18 protein-coding genes, 1 tRNA gene and 1 pseudogene are annotated in these 25,485 nt (G+C 72.5%); 9 read left to right on the forward strand and 11 right to left on the reverse strand.

From position 1 onward, the window contains the following. Positions 1-224 precede the first annotated feature (224 nt). Positions 225-1,856, forward strand: a complete 1,632-nt coding sequence (locus ABD330_RS16730; RefSeq protein ID WP_344465690.1) for a purple acid phosphatase family protein — start codon at positions 225-227, stop codon at positions 1,854-1,856. A gap of 77 nt (positions 1,857-1,933) precedes the next feature. On the opposite strand, the gene ABD330_RS16735 is transcribed toward ABD330_RS16730, so the two are convergent. After that, complete coding sequence (locus ABD330_RS16735) at positions 1,934-2,422, reverse strand: peroxiredoxin (RefSeq protein WP_344465692.1); 489 nt, start codon at positions 2,420-2,422, stop codon at positions 1,934-1,936. A 99-nt stretch (positions 2,423-2,521) separates the two neighbouring features. Here ABD330_RS16735 and ABD330_RS16740 point away from each other — a divergent pair, with 99 nt between their 5' ends. Then, a complete protein-coding gene (locus tag ABD330_RS16740) occupies positions 2,522-3,100 on the forward strand; it encodes a Uma2 family endonuclease (protein WP_344465694.1) in 579 nt (192 codons plus the stop codon). 30 nt (positions 3,101-3,130) lie between these two features. Here ABD330_RS16740 and ABD330_RS16745 read toward each other — a convergent pair whose 3' ends face one another. Together ABD330_RS16745 and ABD330_RS16750 are read right to left on the reverse strand one after the other, a co-directional pair. Next, positions 3,131-3,463 carry a YnfA family protein gene (locus ABD330_RS16745; protein ID WP_344465696.1) on the reverse strand — a complete coding sequence of 111 codons (333 nt, stop codon included), beginning with the start codon at positions 3,461-3,463 and terminating at the stop codon, positions 3,131-3,133. A 16-nt stretch (positions 3,464-3,479) separates the two neighbouring features. After that, positions 3,480-4,691, reverse strand: coding sequence for a pyridoxal phosphate-dependent aminotransferase (locus tag ABD330_RS16750; protein WP_344465698.1), 1,212 nt, complete (start codon positions 4,689-4,691; stop codon positions 3,480-3,482). Between the two features lie 97 nt (positions 4,692-4,788). Here ABD330_RS16750 and ABD330_RS16755 point away from each other — a divergent pair. After that, positions 4,789-5,166, forward strand: a pseudogene (locus ABD330_RS16755) (winged helix-turn-helix transcriptional regulator); the annotation flags it as partial. 94 nt (positions 5,167-5,260) lie between these two features. Further along, complete coding sequence (locus ABD330_RS16760; RefSeq protein WP_344465700.1) at positions 5,261-6,007, forward strand: dienelactone hydrolase family protein; 747 nt, start codon at positions 5,261-5,263, stop codon at positions 6,005-6,007. A 61-nt stretch (positions 6,008-6,068) separates the two neighbouring features. On the opposite strand, the gene ABD330_RS16765 is transcribed toward ABD330_RS16760, so the two are convergent. Next, positions 6,069-7,043: a helix-turn-helix domain-containing protein gene (locus ABD330_RS16765; protein ID WP_344465702.1), complete on the reverse strand. Its 975-nt coding sequence runs from the start codon at positions 7,041-7,043 to the stop codon at positions 6,069-6,071. 12 nt (positions 7,044-7,055) lie between these two features. Further along, a complete protein-coding gene (locus ABD330_RS16770) occupies positions 7,056-7,910 on the reverse strand; it encodes a GNAT family N-acetyltransferase (protein WP_344465704.1) in 855 nt (284 codons plus the stop codon). 152 nt (positions 7,911-8,062) lie between these two features. On the opposite strand from ABD330_RS16770, the gene ABD330_RS16775 reads away from it, so the two are divergent. Further along, complete coding sequence (locus tag ABD330_RS16775) at positions 8,063-8,833, forward strand: alpha/beta fold hydrolase (protein ID WP_344465706.1); 771 nt, start codon at positions 8,063-8,065, stop codon at positions 8,831-8,833. 33 nt (positions 8,834-8,866) lie between these two features. Then, positions 8,867-9,685, forward strand: a complete 819-nt coding sequence (locus ABD330_RS16780; RefSeq protein WP_344465708.1) for an SGNH/GDSL hydrolase family protein — start codon at positions 8,867-8,869, stop codon at positions 9,683-9,685. A gap of 85 nt (positions 9,686-9,770) precedes the next feature. Here the strand turns inward: ABD330_RS16780 and ABD330_RS16785 are convergent, their stop codons facing one another. Beyond that, positions 9,771-10,157, reverse strand: coding sequence for a PPOX class F420-dependent oxidoreductase (locus ABD330_RS16785; protein WP_344465710.1), 387 nt, complete (start codon positions 10,155-10,157; stop codon positions 9,771-9,773). Between the two features lie 199 nt (positions 10,158-10,356). Between ABD330_RS16785 and ABD330_RS16790 the strand changes: the two genes are divergently transcribed. Beyond that, the gene (locus tag ABD330_RS16790; protein WP_344465712.1) at positions 10,357-12,276 is read left to right on the forward strand and encodes a putative Ig domain-containing protein; all 1,920 of its coding nucleotides are present in this window, start codon (positions 10,357-10,359) and stop codon (positions 12,274-12,276) included. A gap of 136 nt (positions 12,277-12,412) precedes the next feature. Here the strand turns inward: ABD330_RS16790 and ABD330_RS16795 are convergent, their stop codons facing one another. Beyond that, positions 12,413-13,729, reverse strand: coding sequence for a glycosyltransferase 87 family protein (locus ABD330_RS16795; RefSeq protein WP_344465714.1), 1,317 nt, complete (start codon positions 13,727-13,729; stop codon positions 12,413-12,415). Between the two features lie 377 nt (positions 13,730-14,106). Here ABD330_RS16795 and ABD330_RS16800 point away from each other — a divergent pair, with 377 nt between their 5' ends. After that, positions 14,107-16,425: a Tex family protein gene (locus tag ABD330_RS16800; RefSeq protein WP_425555558.1), complete on the forward strand. Its 2,319-nt coding sequence runs from the start codon at positions 14,107-14,109 to the stop codon at positions 16,423-16,425. A 252-nt stretch (positions 16,426-16,677) separates the two neighbouring features. Here the strand turns inward: ABD330_RS16800 and ABD330_RS16805 are convergent, their stop codons facing one another. Continuing rightward, on the reverse strand, positions 16,678-17,247 hold the full coding sequence (locus tag ABD330_RS16805) for an NUDIX hydrolase (RefSeq protein ID WP_344465718.1): 570 nt from the start codon (positions 17,245-17,247) through the stop codon (positions 16,678-16,680). A gap of 254 nt (positions 17,248-17,501) precedes the next feature. On the opposite strand from ABD330_RS16805, the gene ABD330_RS16810 reads away from it, so the two are divergent. After that, the gene (locus ABD330_RS16810) at positions 17,502-21,878 is read left to right on the forward strand and encodes a hypothetical protein (RefSeq protein ID WP_344465720.1); all 4,377 of its coding nucleotides are present in this window, start codon (positions 17,502-17,504) and stop codon (positions 21,876-21,878) included. Positions 21,879-21,990: 112 nt separating this feature from the next. On the opposite strand, the gene ABD330_RS16815 is transcribed toward ABD330_RS16810, so the two are convergent. The 3 genes from ABD330_RS16815 to ABD330_RS16825 all read right to left on the reverse strand — a co-directional run bounded on the left by ABD330_RS16815 (position 21,991) and on the right by ABD330_RS16825 (position 25,208). Then, complete coding sequence (locus ABD330_RS16815; protein WP_344465722.1) at positions 21,991-23,433, reverse strand: SDR family oxidoreductase; 1,443 nt, start codon at positions 23,431-23,433, stop codon at positions 21,991-21,993. Positions 23,434-23,508: 75 nt separating this feature from the next. Next, positions 23,509-23,582, reverse strand: a tRNA-Ala gene (locus ABD330_RS16820). A 123-nt stretch (positions 23,583-23,705) separates the two neighbouring features. Further along, complete coding sequence (locus ABD330_RS16825) at positions 23,706-25,208, reverse strand: carbohydrate binding domain-containing protein (protein ID WP_344465724.1); 1,503 nt, start codon at positions 25,206-25,208, stop codon at positions 23,706-23,708. Positions 25,209-25,485: the final 277 nt, after the last annotated feature.

Below are 25,485 nucleotides of genomic sequence, written 5' to 3' on the forward strand. Positions count from 1 at the left end.
GCCCGCCCGAGGTGCGGGGGCTGCGCGGGGGCGGGCCGCCCCCGCGTCGGCCCGGCCCGCTTGAGCTGCTGTCAGTCCGGCTGCGCTCCGGGCGGGTTCGGTAGGGCACGGACGGGCCTGATGTGAACATGCGGTCGAAAATTTGCCATCCGGTAGGCCGACAGGACGACTGTTGTTCACCGGATGTCCGTGTACGGGTCATCAGGCGCTGAGAATCTCCCCGCATGGATATCCCACGCATGGGCGTGCCCGAGAAGCTCGCCGACCGTATGAGCATGGCCGAGCAGCACGAGTACCTCCGGAGCAAGTTCTCCCGTCGCAAGGCCCTCCGCTCCGGTGCGATCACCGTGGGCGCGCTGGCGGTCGGCGGCGTGCTGGGCAGCGGCTCGGCCTCCGCCGCGACCACCACCCCGAGCCTGGTCACCAGCGCTCTCACCAGCGGCATCAACGGTTCGATGGTCACCCCGGTCGGCCGCCACCTGGCGTTCGGCGGCGAGGCGGACACCCAGATCCGGGTCTCCTGGCAGGTCCCGGCCCCGGTCAAGCGGGCCTTCCTGCGTTTCGGCAAGACCCCGTGGGACCTGAGCCACAAGGTCGTCGCGGACACCCGCGCCCTGCACACCCCGGCGCTCACCCCGACCGGCGCTCCGGTCGACCAGTACTACCTGCACGTGTCGCTGCACGACCTGGAGCCCGACACCACGTACTACTACGGTGTCGGCCACGACGGCTTCGACCCGGCCTCGCAGCAGGCGATCAGCACCCTCAGCACCTTCCGCACCGCGCCGGCCCGTGGCTGGCGCGGGGGCAAGGCGTACGAGCCGTTCACCTTCACCGCCTTCGGCGACCAGGGTGTCAGCGCGCACGCGGCCGGCAACGACCACGTCATCCTGGCGCAGAACCCCTCGTTCCACCTGCACGCGGGCGACATCTGCTACGCCGACCCGATGGGCCAGGGCCAGGACGGCGACAAGGTCGCGTACAACGCCAAGACCTGGGACGCCTTCCTGGTGCAGACCGAGACGGTCGCCTCGAAGATCCCGTGGATGGTCTCCTACGGCAACCACGACATGGAGGCCTGGTACTCGCACAACGGGTACGGCGGCGAGAACGCCCGCTTCTTCCTGCCGACCAACGGCCCGGACCCGCGTACCGTCCCCGGCGTCTACTCCTTCAAGTACGGGAACGTCGGCGTCATCTCGCTGGACGCGAACGACGTCTCGTACGAGATCCCGGCCAACCTCGGCCTCACGGCCGGCAAGCAGACCAAGTGGCTGGACCGCAAGCTCCGCGACTTCCGCGGCGACGAGTCGATCGACTTCGTCGTGGTCTTCTTCCACCACTGCGCGTTCTCGACCACGCAGGCGCACGCCTCCGAGGGCGGGGTCCGCGAGGCCTGGGTGCCGCTGTTCGAGAAGTACCGCGTCGACCTGGTGATCAACGGTCACAACCACGTCTACGAGCGGACGGACGCGATCCTCGGCAACAAGGTCTCCAAGGCCGTGCCGAGCGGCGAGACCATCGAGCCGGTCAAGGACGGCATCGTCTACGTCACGGCGGGCGCGGCCGGCCGCAGCCTGTACAGCTTCGGCGCGCCCGACACGTACGAGGGCCACGAGCACCGGGTCGACTCGATCGACACGTTCCACTTCGCCAAGGGCTCGGTGAAGGTCACCGAGACCGTCGAGTGGTCGCGGGTCCGCTACACGGGCTACTCGTTCATCAAGGTCGACGTCACCCCGGCGCACGCGGGCGGCAAGTCCTCGATGAAGGTCACCGCGCTGGCCGAGGACGGCACGCAGATCGACAACTACACGATCCTGCGCAAGGCCGGCGAGACCTCGCACCAGCACTGACGACGCGTCGGCGGAGCGGGCCCCCACAGCATCGCGGGGCCCGCTCCGGCCGTTCATCCGGCCGTTCATCCAGCCGTTCAGCCCCGGAGTGCGGCGAGCTGCGCGGTCAGGGTGTCGCTGTGCTGGAACGTCAGGCCCGCGAGCGCCACGTGCTTCCAGCGCACCGCGCCGTCCGCGTCCAGGATGAACACCGACCTGCGCAGGCCGAGCCCGGGCACCGCGATCCCGTACGCCTTGGCGACCGCCCGGTCGGTGTCGGCCAGCAGCGGGAAGGCCAGCCGGTGCTTGCGCGCGAACGCCTCGTGGCTGTCCAGGTCCTGCGGGCTGATGCCCCAGACCGTCGCGCCCAGCTCCTTGAACCGGTCCAGGTCCGAGGTGTACGAGCAGAGCTGCTTGGTGCACACCGCCGTGTCGTCACCGGGGTAGAACACCAGCACCAGCGGGCTGCCCTTGGCCTCGGAGAGCTCGTAGTCACGCCGCTCGGCGGCGCCGTCGCTCGCGCTGAGCAGCAGACCGGGCAGGGTGAAGCCGGGCGCCTGGGCGCCGGCCTCGGGGGGCTTGGGCATGGGGGTCCCTTCGGGGAGTCGGGGGTGCGGCGGGCACGTCCGCCGTCGCGGGGAGGCCTCGGTAGTACGGTGGCACAGTAACGGCTGAAGGAGTTGACGATGACCGCCATGGCCACCGACCGGCCGCAGATGCGGGTCGAGGAGTTCGAGCAGATCGCCGCAGCGGCTCCCGAGACGGTGACGCTGGAGTTCATCAACGGACGGTTGGGCGTCAAGGCCGTGCCCGACGGCGACCATGGCGCGATCATCATGTGGCTGCTCCGGCAGTGCATGCAGCAACGGCCCGAACTGGACCTGCACATCGAGCAGGGGCTGCGGGTCGAGCAGTACCGCAGCGGGTGTGCCCGGCCGGACGGTGTGCTGGCACCGGTCGCCCACTTCGCCGGGCAGGGGGAGTGGGCGGCGCCCGAGGGTGTCCTGATGGCGGTGGAGATCACCTCCTACGACACCGACACCGACCGCGGCGACCGGGTCGAGAAGCCCGCCGCGTACGCCCAGGCCGGTATCCCGGTGTACCTGCTGGTCGACCGTGAGCGCTGCGAGGTCGCCGTCCGCAGCGACCCGCGCGGCGGGCGGTACCGCACCACGGTGACCAGGGCCTACGGCGACCCGGTCGACCTTCCCGCTCCGGTCGGGTTCAGGCTGGAGACGGAGCTCCTCAAGACGTACGTGCGCTGAGCCGCCGCCCGGGTCCCCGCGTCGTCCGGCTCAGCGGCGCGGGCCGTACATGATGACCGCGACCCCGGCGAGGCAGACCAGCGCGCCGGTCACGTCGTAGCGGGTCGGCCGGAAGCCGTCCACGACGACGCCCCAGAGCAGCGAGCCGGCCACGAAGACCCCGCCGTAGGCGGCCAGCACCCGGCCGAACTGGGCGTCCGGCTGGAGGGCGGCCACGAAGCCGTAGCCGCCGAGCACGACCACCCCGATCCCGGCCAGCCACCACGGGCGGGACTCGCGCACGCTCTGCCAGACCAGCCAGCAGCCGCCGATCTCGGCGAGGGCGGCCACGGCGAACAGGGCGATCGAGCGCAGGACGGTCATGACGCGTGAGCCTAGATCACTGCCGGTAGGTGGTGAGGAACCGGCCGATCCGGCTGATGGCGGTCTCCAGGTCGTCCGCGCGGGGGAGGGTGACGAAGCGGAAGTGGTCCGGGCGGGGCCAGTTGAAGCCGGTGCCCTGGACGATGTGGATCTTCTCGCGGAGCAGCAGGTCCAGCACGAACTTCTCGTCGTCGACGATCCGGTGCACCGCCGGGTCCAGCTTGGCGAAGGCGTACAGGGCACCCTTGGGCTTGACGCAGCTGACGCCGGGCAGCTCGTTCAGCGCCCGCCAGGTGACGTCGCGCTGCTCGGTGAGGCGGCCGTTCGGCAGGGTGAGGTCGGTGATCGACTGGTGGCCGCCGAGCGCGGCCTGGACGGCGTACTGGGCCGGGACGTTCGGGCAGAGCCGCATGCCCGCGAGCATGGTCAGCCCCTCCAGGTAGTCCTTGGCGTGCTGCTTGGGGCCGGAGACCACCAGCCAGCCGCTGCGGAAGCCCGCCACCCGGTAGGCCTTGGAGAGGCCGTTGAAGGTCAGCGTCACCACGTCGTCGGCGAGCGCGGCGAGGCAGTGGTGCTCGACGTCGTCGTAGAGGATCTTGTCGTAGATCTCGTCGGCGAGCACCATCAGGCCGTGCCGGCGGGCGAGTTCGAGGATGCCCTCCAGCAGTTCCTTCGGGTAGACCGCGCCGGTCGGGTTGTTCGGGTTGATGACGACGATGGCCTTGGTGCGGTGGCTGATCTTCGCGGCGATGTCGTCGAGGTCGGGGTACCACTCCGCCTCCTCGTCGCAGAGGTAGTGCACCGCCTTGCCGCCGGCGAGCCGCACCACCGCCGTCCAGAGCGGGAAGTCCGGTGCCGGGACGAGGACTTCGTCGCCGTCGTCGACCAGTGCCTGGACGGCCATCTGGATCAGCTCGGAGGCGCCGTTGCCGAGGAAGACGTCGTTGACCGTCACGCCCTCGACGCCGCGCTGCTGGTAGTACTGCACCACGGCCCGGCGTGCGGGCAGGATGCCGCGCGAGTCGCTGTAGCCGTGGGCGTTCGGGAGGTTGCGGATGATGTCCTGGAGGATCTCCTCCGGCGCCTCGAAGCCGAACGGCGCGGGGTTGCCGGTGTTCAGCCGGAGCACGCTGTGCCCGGCCTCCTCCAGTGCGTTCGCCTGGTCGACCACCGGCCCACGGATCTCGTAACACACGCCCGCCAGCTTGCTGGACTGCCGAAACTCCACAGCGGCCTCCCGACCGTCACCACGCACCATCGTCTGGTTGCTTTGTTCTACCAAGTAACCACTTGGAAAGTCCAACCTTTTGGCTATGCTGATCCGCATGTCACGCCGAAGCTACGACCAGTACTGCGCCGTCGCCCGCGCCCTGGACGCCGTGGGTGAGCGCTGGAGCCTCCTGATCGTCCGTGAACTCCTGGGGGGCCCGCGCCGCTACACCGACCTGCACGCCGACCTGCCCGGCGTCTCCACGGACATCTTGGCCACCCGGCTCAAGCAGCTGGAGGGCGAGGGCCTGGTCGTCCGCCGCAAGCTGGAGCGGCCTGCCAGCGCGATGGTGTACCAGCTGACGGAGCGCGGACTGATGCTCCGCCAGGTGGTCGACGTCCTGGGCGCCTGGGGCCTCGACGCACTCGGCGAACCCCGCCCCACCGACGCCGTCCGCGAGCACTGGGTCACCGCACCCCGGCCCGCCGGGGCCGCGCCGGTGGACAATCCCGCCGCCGCCGTCACCGCTGGTGCAGAATCGTAGAGTTGGGTAGCCGTTCTACGGATCGTTGCAGTCAGGGGGAAGCATGCCGGAGATCACAGGGAGCTGGGAGCCGCTGGGCACGGCGGACGCACCCGGGCCCGAGGCGTACGTGATCCGCCCGACGGGTGCGGTGCTCGGGTCCGTGGTGGTCTGCTCCGAGCTGTACGGGGTCAACGAGTACGTCCGGGAGGTCTGCGACCGGCTGGCGGCCACGGGGTACGCGGCGGTCGCGCCGGACTACTACTGGCGCCAGGCCCGCCGCCCCGACTTCCCCTACACCGCCGAGGGCCGCGAGGACGGCCTCGCGCTGATGCGCAGGCTCGACCGGGACGAACTGCTCGCCGACGCCGCGCTCGCGCTGGCCGCCGCCCGTGCGCTGGCCCCCGACCGGGGCACCGCGTTCCTCGGCCTGAGCATGGGCGGGCACATCGCGCTGCGTGCCGCGACCGCGCTCCGCTTCGAACTGGCCGCCGTCTTCTACCCGGGCTGGGCCCTGAACAGCGGCTTCCCGCTGGTCGGGCCGGTCCCGCCGGTCGAGCAGAGCGGCGACATCGCCGCCAACGGCGTCTTCGTGCTCGGCTTCGTCGGCGACCGTGACCACATCGTCCCGCAGGAGGAGTGGCAGGCCGTCGAGCGCCGCCTCACCGCCGCCAGGGTCCCGCACGAGCTGGTCACCTACCCGGGCGCCGGGCACGGCTTCGCCTGCGAGGACCGCCCGGCCGACTACGAACCCGCCGCCGGCGACGACGCCTGGCGCCGGGTCTTCGAGGCCTTCGGGCAGTACCTGTGAGGGGTGGCCGGAGCCGGCCCGGCGGAGCTCCGCGCCCCTTGGCGGGCCCGGCCCGGCGGTTCTACCGGGCGGAACCGGCGGGATGCTCGCGCTCCTGGGCGGCCGCCAGTGCGGCGGTCAGCCAGACCTCGGCGGCGCCCATGTCGGGATCGCCGGCCGGGCGCAGCTCGGCGGAGTGGGACCAGTAGGCGGCCATCTCGTGGTCGGCCGCGAGGGCCGGGCGGTGGGCGAGGGTGCGGCGGAAGGCGGGGGTGTCGGCCCGGTGCTTGGCGCGGGCGTAGACGCCGACGAAGCAGTCGAGCGCGTCGCCCGGGCCGGGCGGGGTACCGGCGAGCAGATGGCGGGTCGTCAGCGCGTAGGCCTCGCCGAGGCCCTCGTAGAACTGGACGAAGTCGATCTCGAAGCCAGCCGTCGCGTTGCGGATACCGGCCGCCACGGCGCGGTCGGCGGTGAGCGCGTGCAGCCGCGCGTACGCGACCGCCTGGGCGGGGGTCGGGTCGGCGGGCAGGTCGGGCACCGAGGCGTCGATGATCGAGGTGGTGAGGCGGCGCGGCAGCCGCAGCGGGAGGATCCGCCGCCAGAACTCCACGAACGTGTCGGTGGCCGGCGTGGACCGCAGCGCCTCCCCGAGCAGCGGCAGCAGCGCGGGGTCGCCGCCCACCTCCGTGAGGGCGCTCAACGAGGCCTCCCGCCAGCGCAGTTCGGTCAGCTGGCGGGCCAACTCGGCGCGCTGGCGGGCCAGCACGCCGTCGAGCCCGGTCTCCTCCCGCAGCAGCTCCGCGATGGCGGGCAGCGCCACCCCCAGCGCGCGCAACCGGCGTACGGTGAGCAGCCGTTCGAGGGCCGGGCGCCCGTACCGGCGGTGGCCGCCCGCGCTGCGCCCCGACTCCGGGAGCAGGCCGGAGTCGGAGTAGAAGCGCACGGTCTTGACGCTCACCCCGGCGGCTTCGGCGAGTTCGCCGATGCTGAGCGGGCGGTCGCCGCTCGCGGTGCCGTCGTCGCGGTGAGTGCGGTCGGTGCTCGTGGGCGCGCTCATAGGCCACCCAGGTTACTCGGCGATCAGCGCGGTGCCGACCCGGCGGAAGCCCAGGCGGCCGTAGAGGCGGGCGACTTCGTCGTCGCTCGCCGAGAGGAAGACCGTCCGCACGCCGCGCGCGCGGGCGTCGGCGACCAGCGCCGCCGTGACCGCGAGCCCGAGGCCGCGCCGGCGCTCGCTGGGCAGGGTGCCGACGCCGACGATCTCGCTGACCTCGCCGACCGGCTGGTGCTGGCCGGTGCAGTGGGCGGTGCCGTCGGCCACCGCTGCGGCGTACACCGTCAGGCCCGCCTCGATCCGTTCGGCGGCGCGCGCCACCAGGCCGTCGCGGGCGCAGGTCCTTATGGTGTCCGCGAGTTCGGCCGGACCGGCGGCGCCGATCGCCGTGCCCGGCTCGGCGAAGGCCAGGTGGGGCACGGCCACCGCGCCGGCCAGTGCGGGGTCGGCCGGGCCCAGGATGCGTACCGCCGGGCCGTCGGGCAGGTCACCGGACAGGTCGGCCGACGGGCCGGACGGAGGGGTCGGGGCGGCGGCGTCGAGCGCCAGCAGCGGGTGCTCGTGGACGGTCAGCCCGGACGCCTCCACCGCCGCCCGCAGCGCCGGGGTCGTCTCCGCGACCCATTCGAACGCTTCGGGGACGCCCAGCTCCCGCTGGCGGGAGCGGACCCGGTGGACGTCCGCGGCCTCGACCGGGCCGGACCACCCGAGGGCCGGGCGGGCGTAGAACGGCCAACCCGCGCCCTCCCGGACGAAGAGCGAGAGCGGGCCGAAGTCCTCGGCCCGGGCGCCGTTGCGGGGCACGGCGTCGTAGTAGGACTCAAGCCGGTCGAGGAGTGCGGGAGGATCCTGGTCTGTCACGCCCCGCATCCAAGCAAAGCGGGCCGCCTGCGGCCAGTGCTTTTCCGGCACGGCACGGCACGGCACGGCCCTCGCCCCCCGCCTCCTGTGGTTGAAGCTCCCCCTGGGGGAGTTCCTACCCTCTGACCACCCGATCGCGGGTGATCACAGGAGGAGTCGTCATGTCGACATTTGTGCTGGTGCCGGGTGCTTGCCTGGGAGCCTGGGCCTGGGAGGCCGTCGCGGCCGACCTCGCGGCGCGCGGCCACCGTGCCGTACCGCTCACCCTGGCCGGCCTGGCGGAACGGGCGGGTGCGGACGGGCCGGAGCCGGAGCTGCTCACCCACATCGCCGAGATCGAGGCCGCGATCGACGCCGAGTACGCCGAGGACGCCGAGCCGGTCGTCCTGGTCGCGCACAGCTACGGGATCTTCCCGGCCCTCGCGGCGGCCGACCGCCTCCCCTCCCGGGTCAGCCGGGTGGTCTTCGTGGACTGCCCGATCCCCGAGGACGGCGAGTCCGCCCTCGACCAGCTCTTCCAGGCCGACCCCGTCCGCCACGCCGAGGTGGGCGAGCACGGTCTGTCCGTCGGGCCGATCGCCGAACTGCTCGCCTCGGGCATGCTGGCCGGCGTCCCCGAGGCCGAGGCGGCCCGCTACGAGCGGCTGGCCACCACGCACCCGCGGCTGACCCTGTCCCAGCCCGTCCCGCTCACCGGCGCCTGGCGGGTGCTGCCCACCACCGGGGTGTTCTGCCTCGGCAACGGCCTGAGCATCGAGCTGGCCCGTGCCCTGCACGCCACCGGCGCACCCCGTTTCGCCAAGCTCGCCGAGCCGGGCGTCACCTTCTTCGAACTGCCGACCGGCCATCACCCCATGCTCTCGATGCCGGCCGAGCTCACGGACGTGCTGGTCCGCGCGGCGGCGGGCGAAGGCCGGGGGCTGCACGACTGACGACGGCCTGCTGCGCGTACGATCGGGGGCGCTATGGACGAGACCACTGCCGCCGCCCCCGCCGTGTACCGCAGCTATGTCGCCGTCGGCGACTCCTTCACCGAGGGGATGTGCGACGAACGGCTCCCCGACGGCCGGTTCCGGGGCTGGGCCGACCGGGTCGCCGCCGCGCTGGCGGCCGAGGCTGCGGCCGGCCGGGCGGGGGAGCCGTTCCGGTACGCCAACCTCGCCGTCCGGGGCAAGCTGATCGGCCAGATCCACGACGAGCAGCTCGACCGGGCCGTCGCGCTCGGCGGCGAGCTGGTCACCCTGGCGGGCGGGCTCAACGACGTGCTGCGTCCGGGCTGCGACCTCGCCCAGGTCAGGGACCTGCTGGGGCGGACGGCCACCGCGCTGCTGGCGGGCGGGAGCACGGTGGTGATGTTCACCAGCACCGATCCGACCCGGCGGCTGTCCGGCAGCGCCCGGCTGCTCCCCGCGATCCTCGGGATGAAGGCCTACGTCGAGGAGCTGGCCAGGGAGCACGCCGGGCGGCTGGTCGTGGTGGACCTCTTCTCCGCGCCGTGCTTCGACGACCGCCGGCTCTGGGACGAGGACCGGCTGCACCTCTCCCCGGAGGGCCACCGCCGGGTGGCGGCCGCCGTGCTCGAAGCCCTCGGCCGCCCGGCCGGCTTCGACTGGCGTGCGCCGCTGCCCCCGGCGCCCCCGCGCGGCCGGGCGGAGCGCCTGCGGGCGGACCTGCACTGGCTGCGGATCCACCTCGGCCCGTGGATCGGCCGCCGCCTGACGGGCCGGTCCTCCGGCGACGGCCTGGCCCCCAAGCGGGCGGAGCTGCTGCCGTACGAGGGCTGACACCCCTCGGCCGTGCGGGGCGGGCGAGTGCGGCGGGCCCGTAGCAGAGGGCAGGGGACGGGGGCAGGGGACGGGGGTAGGGGGCTCAGTCGGCGAGGGTGATCCGGATCGCGACCGTGCCGCTCTCGCCGCGCCGCAGGCGGCTGCCGAACAGGGTCAGGCGGCCGACCAGGCCGTACTTGCGCTGGACCAGCTTGCGGTAGGCGGCGGTGGTCGCGGCGTCGCAGATCTCGGCGGTGGCGGGGAACTGACCGCCCGTCGCGTTCCCCCGGATGTCGCAGGGCCCGACCAGGACGTCGCTCCGGTTGCGGATGCGCTTGACCTTCCAGGAGTCGGCGGCCGTCCAGATCCCCAGCGCGGCGCCGTCCCGGACCACCCAGACCGGGGTGGGGACGCCTGTCCCGTCCTTCCTGTAGGTGGTGACGAGCAGGTACTTACCGGTGCCGAGCTGCTCCAGCAGCGTCTGATCCATGATCCGGGAGTCTAGTCAGCCGTCACCTCCGGTTGGCCGCAACGACGTGCCGTGGATGTCCAGCGTTGATCCAACTCCCGTTGTCGGTAAGGAAATTCATGGCAAAGTCAACGGCCGGACCTTGTCTGGACATGCTCAACAGCTGAAGGATGGCCCCCGCGACCCAGCAGCCGTGTTCCCCCGAGCGAGGAGACAATCCGTGCGCGCGAAACGCCTGACCTCAGCCTTTGCCACCCTGGGGCTCCTGACCGGACTGACCGGGCTGACCGGCCTCGCCGCCACCGCGGCGACGGCCCGGCCCGCCGTGGCGGCGGCCGCCACCACCGCCTCGGTGCCCCGGCCGGACCACGTGGTGGTGGTGATCTTCGAGAACACCTCCGAGGGCTCCATCATCGGCAACGCCAACGCGCCGTACTTCAACCAGCTCGCCAGCACCGGCGCGAACTTCACCAACGCCTTCGCGATCGAGCACCCGAGCGAGCCGAACTACCTCGACCTGTTCTCCGGCTCCAACCAGGGCGTCACGGACGACTCCTGCCCGCACACCTTCAGCACCGCGAACGAGGGCGCCCAGCTGATCGCCAAGGGGCTGACCTTCACCGGCTACTCCGAGAACCTGCCCTCGGCCGGCTCCACCGCCTGTACCGCCGGTACCAGCGGCTACGCCCGCAAGCACAACCCGTGGGTGAACTTCAGCAACGTCCCGGCCGCCGACAACCAGCCGTTCTCGGCGTTCCCGACCGACTTCACCAAGCTCCCCACCGTCTCCTGGGTCGTGCCCAACCTGTGCGACGACATGCACGACTGCTCCACCGCCACCGGTGACAGCTGGCTCAAGGCGCACCTCGACAGCTACGTCCAGTGGGCCAAGGCGCACAACAGCCTCCTGGTCACCACCTTCGACGAGGACGACAGCAGCGGCCCGACCAACCAGATCGCCACCATCATCAACGGCCAGCCCGTGAAGACCGGCGTCTACACCGAGCACGTCGACCACTTCGGTGTCCTGCGCACCATCGAGGACATGTACGGCCTGCCGTACGCCGGTGCCGCCGCGAGCGCCACCTCGATCACCGACGCCTGGAACACCGGCACCACCGGCACCGTCACGGTGACCAACCCCGGCAGCCAGACCGGCACGGTCGGCACCGCCGCCTCGCTCCAGATCAGCGCGGCCGACACCGCCGGCGGCACCCTGGCCTACTCCGCGACCGGCCTCCCGGCGGGTCTGTCGATCGACCCGGCGACCGGCCTGATCTCCGGTACGCCCACCACCGCGGGCACCGGGTCGGTCACCGTCACGGCCACCGACTCCACCGGCCCGACCGGCAGCACCTCGTTCAGCTGGACGGTCAACCCGGCGGCGGGCAACACCGTCACCGTGACCAACCCGGGCAGCCAGACGGGTACGGTCGGCACCGCCGCCTCGCTCCAGATCGGCGCGAGTGACTCGGCCGCCGGCCAGACGCTGAGCTACTCCGCGACCGGCCTCCCGGCGGGTCTGTCGATCAACCCGGCGAGCGGACTGATCTCGGGTACGCCGTCCGCCGCCGCGACCGGCACGGTGAGCGTCACCGCCACCGACACCACCGGCGCCTCGGGCAGCACCTCGTTCAGCTGGACGGTCAACCCGGCGAGCGGTGGCTGCACGGCCGCCCAGCTGCTCGGCAACCCCGGCTTCGAGACCGGCAGCGCCAGCCCCTGGACCGCGTCCTCCGGTGTTATCAACAGTGACACCGCCTCCGAGCCCGCCCACTCCGGCAGCTGGGACGCCTGGCTGGACGGTTACGGCAGCAGCCACACCGACACCCTCTCCCAGACGGTGACCGTCCCGGCCGGCTGCGCCAACGCCACCCTGACCTACTGGCTGCACATCGACACCGACAAGACCGGCACCACCGCCGCCGACACCCTCAAGCTCCAGACGGTCAGCGGCGGCACCACCAGCACGCTCTCCACCGTCTCGAACCTGAACGCCAACGCCGGCTACGCGCAGCAGACCGTCAACCTGTCCCAGTACGTGGGCAAGACCGTCACGCTGAAGTTCACCGGCACCGAGAACTCCAGCAGCGCCCAGACCAGCTTCGTCATCGACGACGCCGCGTTCAACGTCTCCTGAAACGCCTCCCGAGACGTCTCCTGAGGCCCTTCCTGGCCTGACGCCACGCAAGCCGCCCGTCCGCGAGACGTACCTTCGCGGACGGGCGGCTTGCGGTTCACCGGCCGGGGGCCGGCCCCGGGGTGCGGGCAGGCGGTCAGGCGACCCGGACCGGACCCTGTCGGAGTTCGTGGGCGGCCGGCTGGAGGGCGGCCACGGGGGAGACCGTGGTCCGCCAGAGCCGGGTGGCCGAGCCGGCGGCGGCGGTCAGCAGCAGCCCGTTGCGCAGCACGATGACCGCGGTGGCGGACCAGCCGCCGTGGATCAGCGAGTCGAAGAAGAGCGGGTAGTCGATGGTGGTGACGCCGACCGCGAGCAGGACCAGCAGGGCGGTGGGGCGCTGGGAGGAGCCCCGTACGGTCAGGCAGATGGCGGACAGGCCGATCAGCCAGATCAGGTACTGGGGGCTGATCACCCGGCTGGTCACGGTGAACATCAGCACCGAGGTCAGCGCGGCGTCGTACGGCGTCGCGGCGGACCAGCGGCGGGCGCGGAAGCGCCACAGCAGCAGCCAGCCGAACGCGAAGCCGGTGAGCAGCAGCGAGGCGTCGGCGATGGCGTGCACGTGCGGTCCGAGGAACTCCAGCGAGCCGTAGTGCTGGTCCACCTCGCCCGGCCAGCCGAGCTGCCGGGCGACCTGGAGCACGCTGCCGCCGAGGGACTCGATCTCCACGCCCCGGCCCTGCTGGGCCGTCAGGAAGTCGAAGGCGCCGCGGAAGAGCGTGCAGAGCACCAGCAGCAGGGCCGCCGCCGACAGGCACATCGCCGTCCACGCCTGGCGGGTGCTCCGCCCGCGCGGGGTGCCGAGCACCACCAGGGCGGGCCAGACCTTGATCATCGCGCCGATCCCGGCCAGTACGCCGCCGGTCCGGGGGCGGCTCGGCAGGAGCAGCAGCGCGAGCATGGCGAGCGCGGTGACCGGCAGGTCGTACCGGCCGTAGGGCAGGCCGAGCAGCAGCGGCAGGGCCAGCGCCCACATCCAGGCCCCGGCGGTGGAGCGGCCCCGGTGCACGCCGCCGTTGCGGCGCAGCGAGACCCGGACCAGGACGCCCTGGGTGAGCGCGTCGGTGATCAGCATCAGGACGGCGAAGGCCTGGAGGTAGGTCAGGAAGGGCAGCAGGCCGGGCGCCAGCATGGCCAGGGCCGCGCCGGGCGGGTACTGCCACGTCACGTCGCCCACCGGGTAGGTGCCCTGACTGAGGATCTCGTACCAGTGGAAGTAGGTGCGGTGTACCTCGATGGCCTGTTCGGCCTTGCCCGAGCGCAGCATGCCGACCATCACCAGCCGGCTGGCGATCCAGTAGCCGGTCAGGGCGAGCGCCTCGCGCGGCCAGGTGGCGGGGTTGGTCCAGCGGAACGGGCCGGCCTGTGGGATGCCCCACTGAGTGACCGGCGTCGGGGCCTGAGCCACCATCGCCTCCACGAGAAGGTTTCTGTATGTGATCCATCTAATATCAGACAAATCAGAGCAAACGGGTCGGATAATCCATGGTCGGCTGCGTGTCACCACCGTCTCCGCCGGATCGGCAGCCGTCCGTACAACGCGCCACGCCGCCCTGAGGGCACGACCGAACCTCGTCCGGTCCGGCCACCTGCCAGAATGCAGGGCGAAACTCCGAGTCGAACGGGCCCGGACGGGCCGGACGCCCGGCAACCGCCGTACCCGCACGACCGGCTGAACCCGCTGTGCCCGCTGTGCCCGCTGTGCCCGCACGACCCGCACGACCCGCACGACCCGCAGAACCCGCTGCACCCGTTGGAACCCAGGAGAAGGTGGCCGGCTTCGTGACCATGCCAGTCGAACGCAAGATCGCCGAAGAGCTGGGCGTCCGCGAAGGGCAGGTGAAGGCCGCCGTCGACCTGCTCGACGGCGGCGCGACCGTCCCCTTCATCGCCCGGTACCGCAAGGAGGCCACCGGCGAGCTGGACGACACCCAGCTGCGCGCGCTGGAGGAGCGGCTGCGCTACCTGCGCGAGCTGGAGGAGCGCCGGACGGCCGTCCTGGAGTCCATCGAGGCCCAGGGCAAGCTGGACGACGCGCTGCGTGCGCAGATCCTCGGCGCCGACTCGAAGGCCCGGCTGGAGGACATTTACCTCCCGTACAAGCCGAAGCGGCGCACCAAGGCGCAGATCGCCCGCGAGGCCGGGCTGGAGCCGCTGGCCGACGCGCTGCTCGCCGACCCCGGGCTGGAGCCGCAGGCCGCCGCGGCCGGCTACCTGAACGAGAGCGTGGCCGACCAGGCTGCGGCGCTGGAGGGGGCCCGGTCGATCCTGGTCGAGCGCTTCGGCGAGGACGCCGACCTGGTCGGCACCCTGCGCGAGCGGATGTGGACGCGCGGCCGTGTCGTCGCCACCGTCCGGGCGGGCAAGGAGCAGGACGGCGCCAAGTTCGCGGACTACTTCGACTTCGCCGAGCCGTACACCAAGCTCCCCTCGCACCGGATCCTGGCGATGCTGCGCGGTGAGAAGGAGGAGGTCCTCGACCTCGAACTCTCCCCGTTCGACGGCTCCGAGGAGGGCGACCTGCCCGGCGCGAGCGACTACGAGCAGCGGATCGCCGCCCGGTTCGGCATCGCCGACCGGGGCCGTCCCGCCGACAAGTGGCTCGGCGACACCGTCCGCTGGGCCTGGCGCACCCGGATCCTGGTCCGGCTCGGCATCGACCTGCGGACCCGGCTGCGCCAGGAGGCCGAGGACGAGGCCGTCCGGGTGTTCGCGGCCAACCTGCGCGACCTGCTGCTCGCCGCCCCCGCCGGCACCCGCGCCACGATGGGCCTCGACCCGGGCTTCCGGACGGGCGTCAAGGTCGCCGTGGTGGACGCCACCGGCAAGGTCGTCGCGCACGAGACGATCTACCCGCACCAGCCCGCCAACAAGTGGGACGCCTCGATCGCCACGCTCGCGGTGCTGGCCGCCAAGCACTCCGTCGACCTGATCGCGATCGGCAACGGGACGGCCTCGCGGGAGACCGACAAGCTCGCCGAGGACCTGATCAAGCGCCACCCGGAGCTGAAGCTCACCAAGGCGATGGTCTCGGAGGCAGGCGCGTCGGTGTACTCCGCGTCCGCGTTCGCCTCGCAGGAACTGCCGGACCTCAACGTCTCGATCCGGGGCGCCGTCTCCATCGCGCGGCGGCTCCAGGACCCGCTGGCCGAGCTGGTCAAGATCGACCCCAAGTCGATCGGCGTCGGCCAGTACCAGCACGACCTGAGCGAGCTGAAGCTCTCCCGCTCGCTGGACGCCGTGGTCGAGGACTGCGTCAACGCCGTCGGCGTGGACGTCAACACCGCCTCGGCGCCGCTGCTCTGCCGGGTCTCCGGCATCACCGCCGGGCTGGCCGACAACATCGTCACGCACCGCGACACCAACGGGCCGTTCATGACCCGGCGTGCCCTCAGGGACGTCGCTCGGCTCGGGCCGAAGGCGTTCGAGCAGTGCGCGGGCTTCCTGCGGATCCTCGGCGGTCCCGACCCGCTGGACTCCTCCAGCGTCCACCCGGAGGCGTACCCGGTGGTCCGGCGGATCCTCAAGTCCACCGGCGGGGACCTGCGCTCGCTGATCGGCAACGGCGACGCGCTGCGGGCGCTGCGCCCGGCCGACTTCGCGGACGACACCTTCGGCATCCCGACCGTCCGGGACATCCTCGGCGAGCTGGACAAGCCCGGCCGCGACCCGCGGCCCGCCTTCAAGACCGCGACCTTCAAGGAGGGCGTCGACAAGATCGGCGACCTGGAGGTCGGCATGGTGCTGGAGGGCGTCGTCACCAACGTCGCCGCGTTCGGCGCGTTCGTGGACGTGGGCGTGCACCAGGACGGGCTGGTCCACGTCTCGGCGCTGTCCAAGACCTTCGTCAAGGACCCGCGAGAGGTGGTCAAGCCCGGCGACATCGTCCGGGTCCGGGTCACGGCGGTGGACGTTCCGCGCAAGCGGATCGGGCTGACGCTCCGTCTCGACGACGAGACCCCCGCCCCCGGTGCCCCGTCCCGCCCGAAGGGCGAGCGCGGTGCCCGCCCGCCCCGCCAGGACCGCCGCACCCAGTCCCCGGCCCCGCCCGCCGCCAACAGCGCCATGGCCGACGCCCTCCGCCGCGCGGGCCTCACCGGCCGGTAAGGCGGACAGGCCGTACGCAACTGGGTACCCCCAGGGGCGCGGGGCGAACTTCACGCAACTGGTCAACCGACGGGGGCGCGGGGAACTGCGCGACGAGGGCCAACGTACGTGCACGTTCGCTCGCCGATCAGCCACGCACCACCCAGGGGCGCGGGGAACTGCGCGACCGAGGCATGACGAAGGTGCACGGTTGCGCGCGCAGTTCCCCGCGCCCCTGTTCGGGTTGACCAAGTGCGTACGTCAACCCTGTGGTCAGCTGTGGTTGCTCCGGGACTCGACTGCGAGCGCAATGAGCTCCCCCCACCAGGCCTCGCGGCCGCGGGTGAGCAGCCGTCCCGCCTCGGCGGGCGGCATCGCGCGGACCTCGACCACCTGTTCGCCGTCGGCGGGGTTGGTCGGGGCCGAGTCGACCGTCACCTCCGCCCAGCCCCAGAGCCAGGCCTTCTCGGGGTGCGGCTGCCAGGGGCGGTACGGGACCGGGCTGTCCGTCACGCAGCGGTGCGCGCCGAGCCAGACCGGCGGCCCGGCCAGCCCCGCGCCGGCTTCCTCGCGCAGCTCGCGGGCGAGGCAGGACTCGATGCTCTCCGCCTCCTCCCTCGTCCCGCCGGGCAGGAACCAGTGGCCGCGCGCGTCGCGGCAGAGCACGACCTGCCCCTGGGAGAACCCCACCAGGTGGATGTTGGTGATCAGCCCGTCCGGCGGCAGTTCCGCCGAGAACTGGGCGTCGATGCCGCCCCACGCCCACCGCTGGGGGGCGTGCAACGCCGGGAACCGGGCCGCCAGGTCCGCGAGTTCCCCTGCTCTGTCCGTGGTGTCCGTCATCGGGTGATCGTAGTCCCAGCGGGGCACGCCGGGGGCCGGTCCGGGGACGGCGGAGGCGGTGGTGCGGCCGGTACGGCCCCCGGGCGGGCGGGTGAAGGCCTGGTGGTAGCCTGCGTCCGCTCATTCATCTGTTTTTCACACTCGTGCCTCTCCGAGCGAACCTGTCCAGGTCCGGATGAGGCCGTGTCAACGGGGGTTCGATGTCCGGCAGATCCATGCCTGAACGACGTCCGGGGAATCCCGGGCGCCGACCGGTGGGGCGCATCGCCTCACTGCTCTGTTCGTTCACCGTCGCAGCCGCGGCGATGATCCCGTCCGGCGTCGCGGCCGCGGCCGTCGCGCCGCAGCCCACGGCCGGCCCGAGCGCCGCCGCGAAGGCCGGCGCCGCCGCCCCTTCGACCGGCGCGCAGCCGGGCGCCGCGACCGTGACGAAGGCCCCGCTGCCGCCGCAGGCGGCGCTGACCGGTCCGGTCACCGCGAGCAGCACTCCCAAGCCTCCCGCCCCGGCGGCGCCGAAGGCGAACGCCAAGTCGCCCGCCGACGCCGGCCTGTGCGGCGGTGCGCTGGCCTTCGGCGTCCCGGTCGCCTGTGCCGCCGCCAACCCGGCCCAGCCGCAGACCTACACGGTCACCACCACGCTGCCGCACGACCACCTGCGGCTCTGGGTGCACGGTGACGGCACCGCGAGCGGTGTGCTCACCGACGCCGGCGGCACGCAGATCTGCGGCGTCAACGACCAGTACAACCCGACCGACTGCGCCGTCGACGCCGTCGGCACCTACACCCTCTCGGTGAGCGTGCCGTACGGGCAGTCGCCGTACACCGTGGCGGCCGACTCCGTCCTCGCCGGGCAGTGCACCACGCTGCCGGACAGCTTCTTCGCGATGTCGCAGGCCGCGCGGACGGGCACCCTCCCCGCCGGTTCGACCGGTGACTGCTACCGCTTCACCCAGCCGGCCGGGAGCCGGCTGATGGTCGACGTGCAGGACACCACCCCGTCGTTCTGGGCCCAGCACACCGTCACCGACTCGACCGGCGCACCCGCCTGCACCGTCGACGCGTCCGGGTTCTGCCTGCTCGGCGGCACCGCGCCCTACACCCTCCGTACCTACTCCGGCTACGCCGCCGCCGGGTCGTACAGCCTCCTGCTGACCAGGGCGTCCAACCCGGACAACTGTGCCGCGCTGCCGATCGCCCCGTTCGGCGACCCCGGGAGCTCCGTCGCCCAGAACACGCTGAACGCGCTCGGCGGCACCGACTGCCGCACCGTCAGCGCCAAGGCCGGCGCACTGGCCGTCCGCGGCGGTGCGCCGAACAGCGGCTCGGTGGGGATCCGCTGGGCGCTGTACGCCAAGGACGGCACCAACGTCTGCCGGCAGAACTCCGGCTTCGACCTCTGCACCGTGCCCGCCGACGGCGACTACTCCCTGGTGATGCCCGGGTTCGCCTACGGCCAGCCGGAGAGCTACTCCTTCACCGTCCGCGACCTGGCGAGCAGCGCGGGCTGCGCCGCCTCCGTCGGCACGGGATTCGACTCGGCGACGCTGACCGGCACTCTCAAGAGCGCCGACGAGGTCGACTGCCAGCCGTTCGCCGGTGTGCCCGGCGAGCGGGTGATGACCCCGGCCAACGGTCTGATGGCCTGGATCACCGACCTGACCGGCGCCCGGATCTGCGCGGCGGACTACACCCAGGACGGCTGCGTCCTCCCGGGCGCGGGCCCGTACCGGGTGATCTCCTACGGCGACATGGGATGGGGTCCGCCGAACAGCTGGCCGTCCCCCTGGGCCCTGCAGATCCGCCAGCTCTCGCACGCCACCGGCTGCCCCGCCCTGGACCTCCAGGCGTACGGGACCGCCGCTGACAAGGGCACGGTCCGCTGCCGCACCGTCACCGTGCCGAGCGCGGGCGCGTACACCGCGACCGGCTTCAGCACCACGCCGGCCAACACCGTGGCCGCCGAGGCGGTCCAGCTCTACGGGCCGGACGGCAAGCGCGCCTGCACCGACGACAACGGGCGCTGCCGACTGGCCGCTCCGGGCACCTACACCCTGCTGCTGGGCGGCGCCGCCGAGGTCGTCCAGGGCGCCGTCTCCACCCAGTTCGTCTCCGCCGCCGAGACCCGGGGCTGCGTCGCGGCCTCCGACACCGGCTGGGTCGACGGCCCGATCGCGGGCAGCACCGGCGCGCCCGGGCAGTACAACTGCCTGACGCTGCCCACCGCGAGCGGATCGGCCCTGCTGCTGCACGCGTCCCCCAAGGCGCCGGGCACGCTGCTGCCGTTCGACCAGGTGGTGGACGCGACCGGCACCGTCCAGTGCGACAACAAGTACGGCTACTCGATGACGGACTGCCCGCTCACCGGGCAGGCGCCGTTCCGGGTGCTGTTCAACACCGGTACGGGTGCCGGAAGTTACGCGGTCAGCATCGGGCGGACCGACGGTCCGGCCGGCTGCGGGTCCTTCCCGCAGACCCCCTACAGCGGTGGTGTGCCGACCAAGCTCTCGCTGAGCACGGTGCAGCCCGTCCGCTGCCTGGGCATCCCGGCGAACGCGCACGCGACCGCCGAGCAGCTCGACTACGCGTACAGCCCGGCCCCGGCCTCGCCGCCGCAGACGCTGCCCGCCGAGTACCACGTCTTCGACGCCTCGGGGAAGCGGGTCTGCCAGAGCTACGCGTTCAGCAACTCCGCCACCACCTGCCAGCTCACGGCGGGCAAGGCGTACACCGCCCTGCTGGTCGGGGACGGCACGAACGAGGACTACCAGCTCGTCCGGCGTGACATCACGCAGTCGGCGCCGTGCGCCACCCCGGCCTCGACGGTGATCGGCGGCGCCCCGAGCACGGGCGTCCTCGACTCCTCGCTGAGCGCCGCCTGCACCAAGATCTCGGCGGCCGCGACCGACCGGTTCCGGATCTCCGCGCTGAACAGCACCGGCCAGGCCATGGTGGTCGTGACCGACGCCACCGGGCGGACGATCTGCACCTCCACGGTGTACGGCCCCTGCGACGTCACCGGGTCGACCAGCTACCAGGCGATCGTCACCGCGTACAACTACGTGGGCACCCCGATCGACTATCGGCTCGACACCTGGAAGACCGGCAGTGCGGCGGGCGTGCCGAGCGAGTGCCCGGCCGTACCCTCCGACGCGAAGGGCTTCGGCCCGCTGACCGGAACCCTGACGGTGGACCACCCGGGCACCTGCCTGGCGCTGCCGGTGAAGGCGGGCGACCACTTCTCGCTGACCGGGACGTACGCCGGGCCGGGCACCACGGTGCCCAGGGCGCAGCTGATCGGCGCGGACGGCACCAACTACTGCGTCGACACGCAGAGCACGCAGGGCTTCACCACGGAATGCAACGTGCCGTACAGCGTCACCGCCGGCTCGGCGACGTTCCTGCTCTCGCTGCGTCCGGGCACCCAGCAGGTCGCCTACAACGTCACGGCGGCCTGTGTCGGTGGGACGTGCGGTCCGGCGATGCCCGCCGACGGTGTGGGGACGGCCTTCTCGCCGCTCAAGCCCGCACGACTGCTGGACACCCGCTCCGCCATCGGGCGCCCCGGCAAGCTGCCGGTCGCCGCGGGCGGCACGGTGGCACTCCAGGTGACCGGCCAGGGCGGCGTGCCCGCGACCGGGGTGACCTCGGTGGTGCTGAACGTGACCGTGGCCGACCCGACGGCGGCCGGCTTCGTCACCGTGTGGCCCTCCGGAGCCTCGCGTCCGAACTCCTCGATGCTCAACTGGTCCGCCGGGCAGGTCATCCCGAACCTGGTGACCGTACCGGTGGGCGCGGACGGCAAGGTGGACCTGTACAACGGCAGCAAGGGGACGGCGGACCTGGTGGCCGACGTCTTCGGCTACTACTCCGACTCGCAGCCCGGCAGCACCTTCGTCCCGGCCGGGCCGACCCGGCTGCTGGACACCCGCGCCGCCATCGGGACCCCCGGCAAGTCGCCGGTGGCCTCGAAGGGCACCGTGCAGGTCAAGATCGCCGGTAACGGCGGCGTTCCGGCGACCGGCGTGTCGGCGGTGGTGCTCAACGTGACGGCGACCGACGCCACCACGGGTGGATACCTGACGGCGTGGCCCTCGGGCGTCGACCGTCCGCTCGCGTCCAACCTGAACTGGGTGGCCGGCCAGGTCGTGCCGAACACGGTCGTCGTGCCGGTGGGTGCCGACGGGACGGTGAGCCTGTTCAACGGCGCCCCGGGCACCGTCGACCTGGTCGCCGACCTCGCCGGCTACTACACGGGCGGCACCGCCGGCGCGCTCTACCGCAGCGCCGGTCCGGTCCGGGTCGTCGACACCACCGCCGGTACCGGTGCTCCGGCCCAGCCGGTCGCCGCACACGGGCAGTTGGTGCTGGACCTGAACGGGACCCCCGCGGTGGCCAAGGCCAAGTCGGTCGTCCTGGACGTCACCGTGAGCGCCCCGACGGCCTCGGGCTTCCTCACCGTCTGGCCCTCGGGCCTGGCGCGGCCGCTCGCCTCGAACCTGAACTGGGCACCGGGCCAGACGGTCACCAACCAGGTGGTCGTCCCGGTCGGTGCCGACGGGAAGGTCGACTTCTACAACGGCAGCCCCGGAACGGTGCAGCTGGTGGTCGACCGGATCGGGTACTTCTCCTGACCTGACCGTTCGGCGGCAGCAGTGACAGAGCCGGCCTCCGGGACTTGTTCCCGGAGGCCGGCTCTCCGCGTTCCCGGCGGTGCCCGTCAGTGGTCGCCTGTCTCGTCCCCGGTCACCAGGCGGCCTCCCGGTAGTCCTTGAGGAACACCCCCGAGACCGGTGCCCCCGCCTCGCCGCGCACGATGGGGTCGTAGATCCGCGCGGCGCCGTCGACGACGTCGAGCGGCGGCCGGAAGCCGAGACCGGCGAGGTGGGCCTTCTTCGGTGCCGGGTTCTCGTCGGTGATCCAGCCGGTGTCCACCGCGCACATGTGCACGCCTTGGGCGGCCAGATCGGCGGCGCTGGTGCGGGTGAGCATGTTCAGCGCGGCCTTGGCCATGTTGGTGTGCGGGTGGTTGCCGGTCTTGTTGCGGACGGTGAACTGGCCCTCCACCGCCGAGACGTTGACGATGTACCGGTTCGGGTGCGGCGCGGCCAGCAGCAGCGGGAGCAGCCGGTCGCAGAGCAGCGCCGGGGCGAGGGCGTTGACCAGCTGGGTCTCCAGCATCTCGGCGGCGTCCAGCCCGCCGAGCCGGGCCGACCAGGAGTTCTGCGGCGCGGTGTCGGGCAGCAGCCCGGACTCGTCGGCGTACGGGGCGAGTCCGCCCGGCGTCCCGGCCGCTCCGGGTATCGCGGCCGGAAGGGGGGCCGGCCCGGGCTCGGCTGCTGCGGACTCGGCTGTTGCGAGGCCGGCCGGGCCGAGCTCGGCGGCCGGCCAGGCCGCCGAGAGCGCGGGCATCGGCCGGAAGCCCGGGGCGTGCCTGACCGGGCTGCCCGGCGGCAGGGGCGAGTGCTCCCCGACGGCCAGCAGTGCGTACGCCTCGGGCGCGCGCCGGATGGTCTGGGCGGCGTTGTTGACCAGGATGTCCAGCGGCCGGCCGTCGGCGCGCAGCTGCTCGCACAGTCCGATGACCTGGCGCGGGTCCCGCAGGTCGATGCCGACCACGGTGAGCCGGTCGAGCCAGTCGGCGCTGCCGGGGGCGGCCCGGAAGCGGCGTACGGTGTCCTGCGGGAAGCGGCTGGTGACGATCAGGTCGGCGCCGTCCCGCAGCATCATCAGGGCGAGCTGGAAGCCGATCTTCACCCGGCCGCCGGTGAGCAGCGCCCGCCGGCCGCTCAGGTCGGTCGAGAGTGCGCGGCGCGAGGTGTTGTCGGCGGCGCAGTCCGGGCAGAGCCGGTGGTAGAACCGGTCGGCCTGACGGTATGTCGACTTACAGACATAGCAGTGCCGGCCGCGCCGGAAGGAGCCGAGCGGGGAGGCGGCGGCGGGCAGTGCGAGCGGCGCGTCCTCACGGCGGGTCAGGCTGCCGGTGACGGTCGCGGCGGACAGCAGGGCGTCGGCGACGGTGGCCTCCACCCGCCGCTCGCGGCGCCGCTCCCGGCGGCCTTCGCGGACGAAGGACTTGGCGATCCGTTCGGCCCGCAGGCGTGCGGGGTGGTCGGCGGCCAGCAGCCGCAGCCGCCCCACCGTTGTCGCGTAGGCGGACAGTTCCTCGTCCGTCGGCTCGACCTGCATCACTTCTCCCGGCGCTTCGGTGGCCCCGGCCGGGTGCGGGCCGATCTGGCAGCCGTGCGGCGGGGCAGTGGGGACTGCCCGGGGCCGGATTCGAACCGGCGTGGTCCACGATGCCGTCGTGGCGCGTCGGCCGCTGCGCTACGCCGGGCAGTGCCGTGCATATTAGCCGTCCGATCCGGAGGGGCCGTACGCATTTTCGGGTGCGCGTCCCCGGACGCGACGAGGCCGGCCGGCGGAGGGGTGCTCCGCCGGCCGGCCCGAGGGCGCGCAGGTCAGCCGGTGTACTTGGAGAAGATCTTCGAGAACTCGTACGGCTGCTGCGGGACGTTGGTGCACTTGTACAGTGCACCGGTGCAGGCGTTGGCGTCCCGGGACTCCTCCCAGAAGGCCAGCTCGCCGAGGTGGTGCTGCTGCGCGAAGGTGACCAGCTGCTGGGCGGCGGCCTGGTTGAACACCTGGCCGTCGTCGTTCTGGCCGAGCATCGGGGTGACGCCGACCATCGCCCAGAGCTGGGCGTCGGTCCTGGCCGGGTAGAGCGCCTTGAGCTGGTCGTGGGTGCTCTGGGCGGCCTGGACGGCCGCGTCACCGTAGTTGGTGCCCGGGCGCCCGTAGTCCATCGCCATCACGTTGACCAGGTCGACGGCGACCCCGGCGTCCCGTGCGGACTGGACGATGGCGACGCCGTCGGCCGTCAGGCCCTCCGGCAGCACCGGCAGGGTGAGCGAGACCTTCAGCCCGGGGTGGGCCGCCTGGAGCTTGGCGAGCGCGGCGGAGCGGCGGTCGTTGGACGCCTTGTCGGCGACGGCCGAGCCCTCGATGTCGAAGTCGACGTACTTCAGGTTGTAGGCGTTCACCACCGCGTCGTACTGGGCGAACAGCGAGTCCACCGTGGTGCAGGCGGCGGCCAGTTCGGTGCCAGACTCGCCACCGAAGGAGATCTTGACGTCACCGCCGGCCGCCCGGATCGCGTCCACCTGGTCCTTGGCCCAACCGGTGGTCGGGTCCCAGGCGTTGAACCAGCTGGCCTTGCAGCCGACCGAGGTCACGAAGGCCAGCGTGAACGACTTGAGGTTGCCGCCGGTCGCCATGTCCTTCAGTACCGGCACCGGCCAGGCACCCATGTCCACGTACGGGGCCACCGGGACCGCCACGTTCGGCGGTGGGGGCGGCGTGCTGCTCGAACTGGGCGACGGCGAGGGCGAGCTGCTGCTCGGCGGCGGCGAGCTGGGCGGGGGAGTGGCGCCGGGCAGGCTCAGTGACACGTCGTCGGCGAGGTAGGCACCCTGGCCGTACCAGCCGTGCAGGTACACGCTGACGCTGGTGGTGCTCGGCCCGGTGGTGAAACTCGCGTTGAGCTGCTGCCAGTTGCTGCCGCCGGGCGTCCAGACCGCCGGGTCGGTCACGCCCGCGCCGGTCGCGCCGAGGTAGACGTACTGGCCCTGGACCCAGGCGCTCAGCGCGTACTTGGTGTTCGGCTGGACGGCCACGGTCTGGCTGCACTGGGCGGTGTCGCTGTTGCCCGCGGCGCCCTTGAGCGCGTACGAGCCCGAGTGCACCGGGCTGCCGACCACGGATCCGGTGCCGGTGGAGCAGGTCCAGCCGCTCAGCGAACCGGTCTCGAAACCGGCGTTGGTGAGCAGGTTGCCGTCCGTGGCGGTCGCGTTGGCGTTGACGGCCAGGGAGGTCAGACCGCCGACCGCGAGGACGGCGGCACAGCCCAGTGGGATGAGCTTCGCCCGCCGGGGGGCGGCGTGGCGGTTGAGCGCGCGTGGCATGTGGGGTGCCTCTCGGGACGTGCCGGGGCCGCCCGGCACGGGTGGTGGGGGTGTGCCGGGGGCGGGCTGTGGGGTGGTCCTGAACAGGGCAGGGCGGGGCACAGTCACTGGACGTGTCGCCAGTTCGGGCTGCGCCGCCCTGAGTTCAAAAATGGACTAGACCAACTGTGCACGTCAAGAACCCGGCTGCGGTTTACGCCGGTCTTAAGGTTGGCGCAGGGGAAGTGAACGATCCGTTCAACATACTCCGTTGACAGCATGCCGTTCACCGACCGAT

The organism is Kitasatospora kazusensis (assembly GCF_039529945.1).
GTDB classification, from domain to species: Bacteria; Actinomycetota; Actinomycetes; order Streptomycetales; family Streptomycetaceae; genus Kitasatospora; species Kitasatospora kazusensis.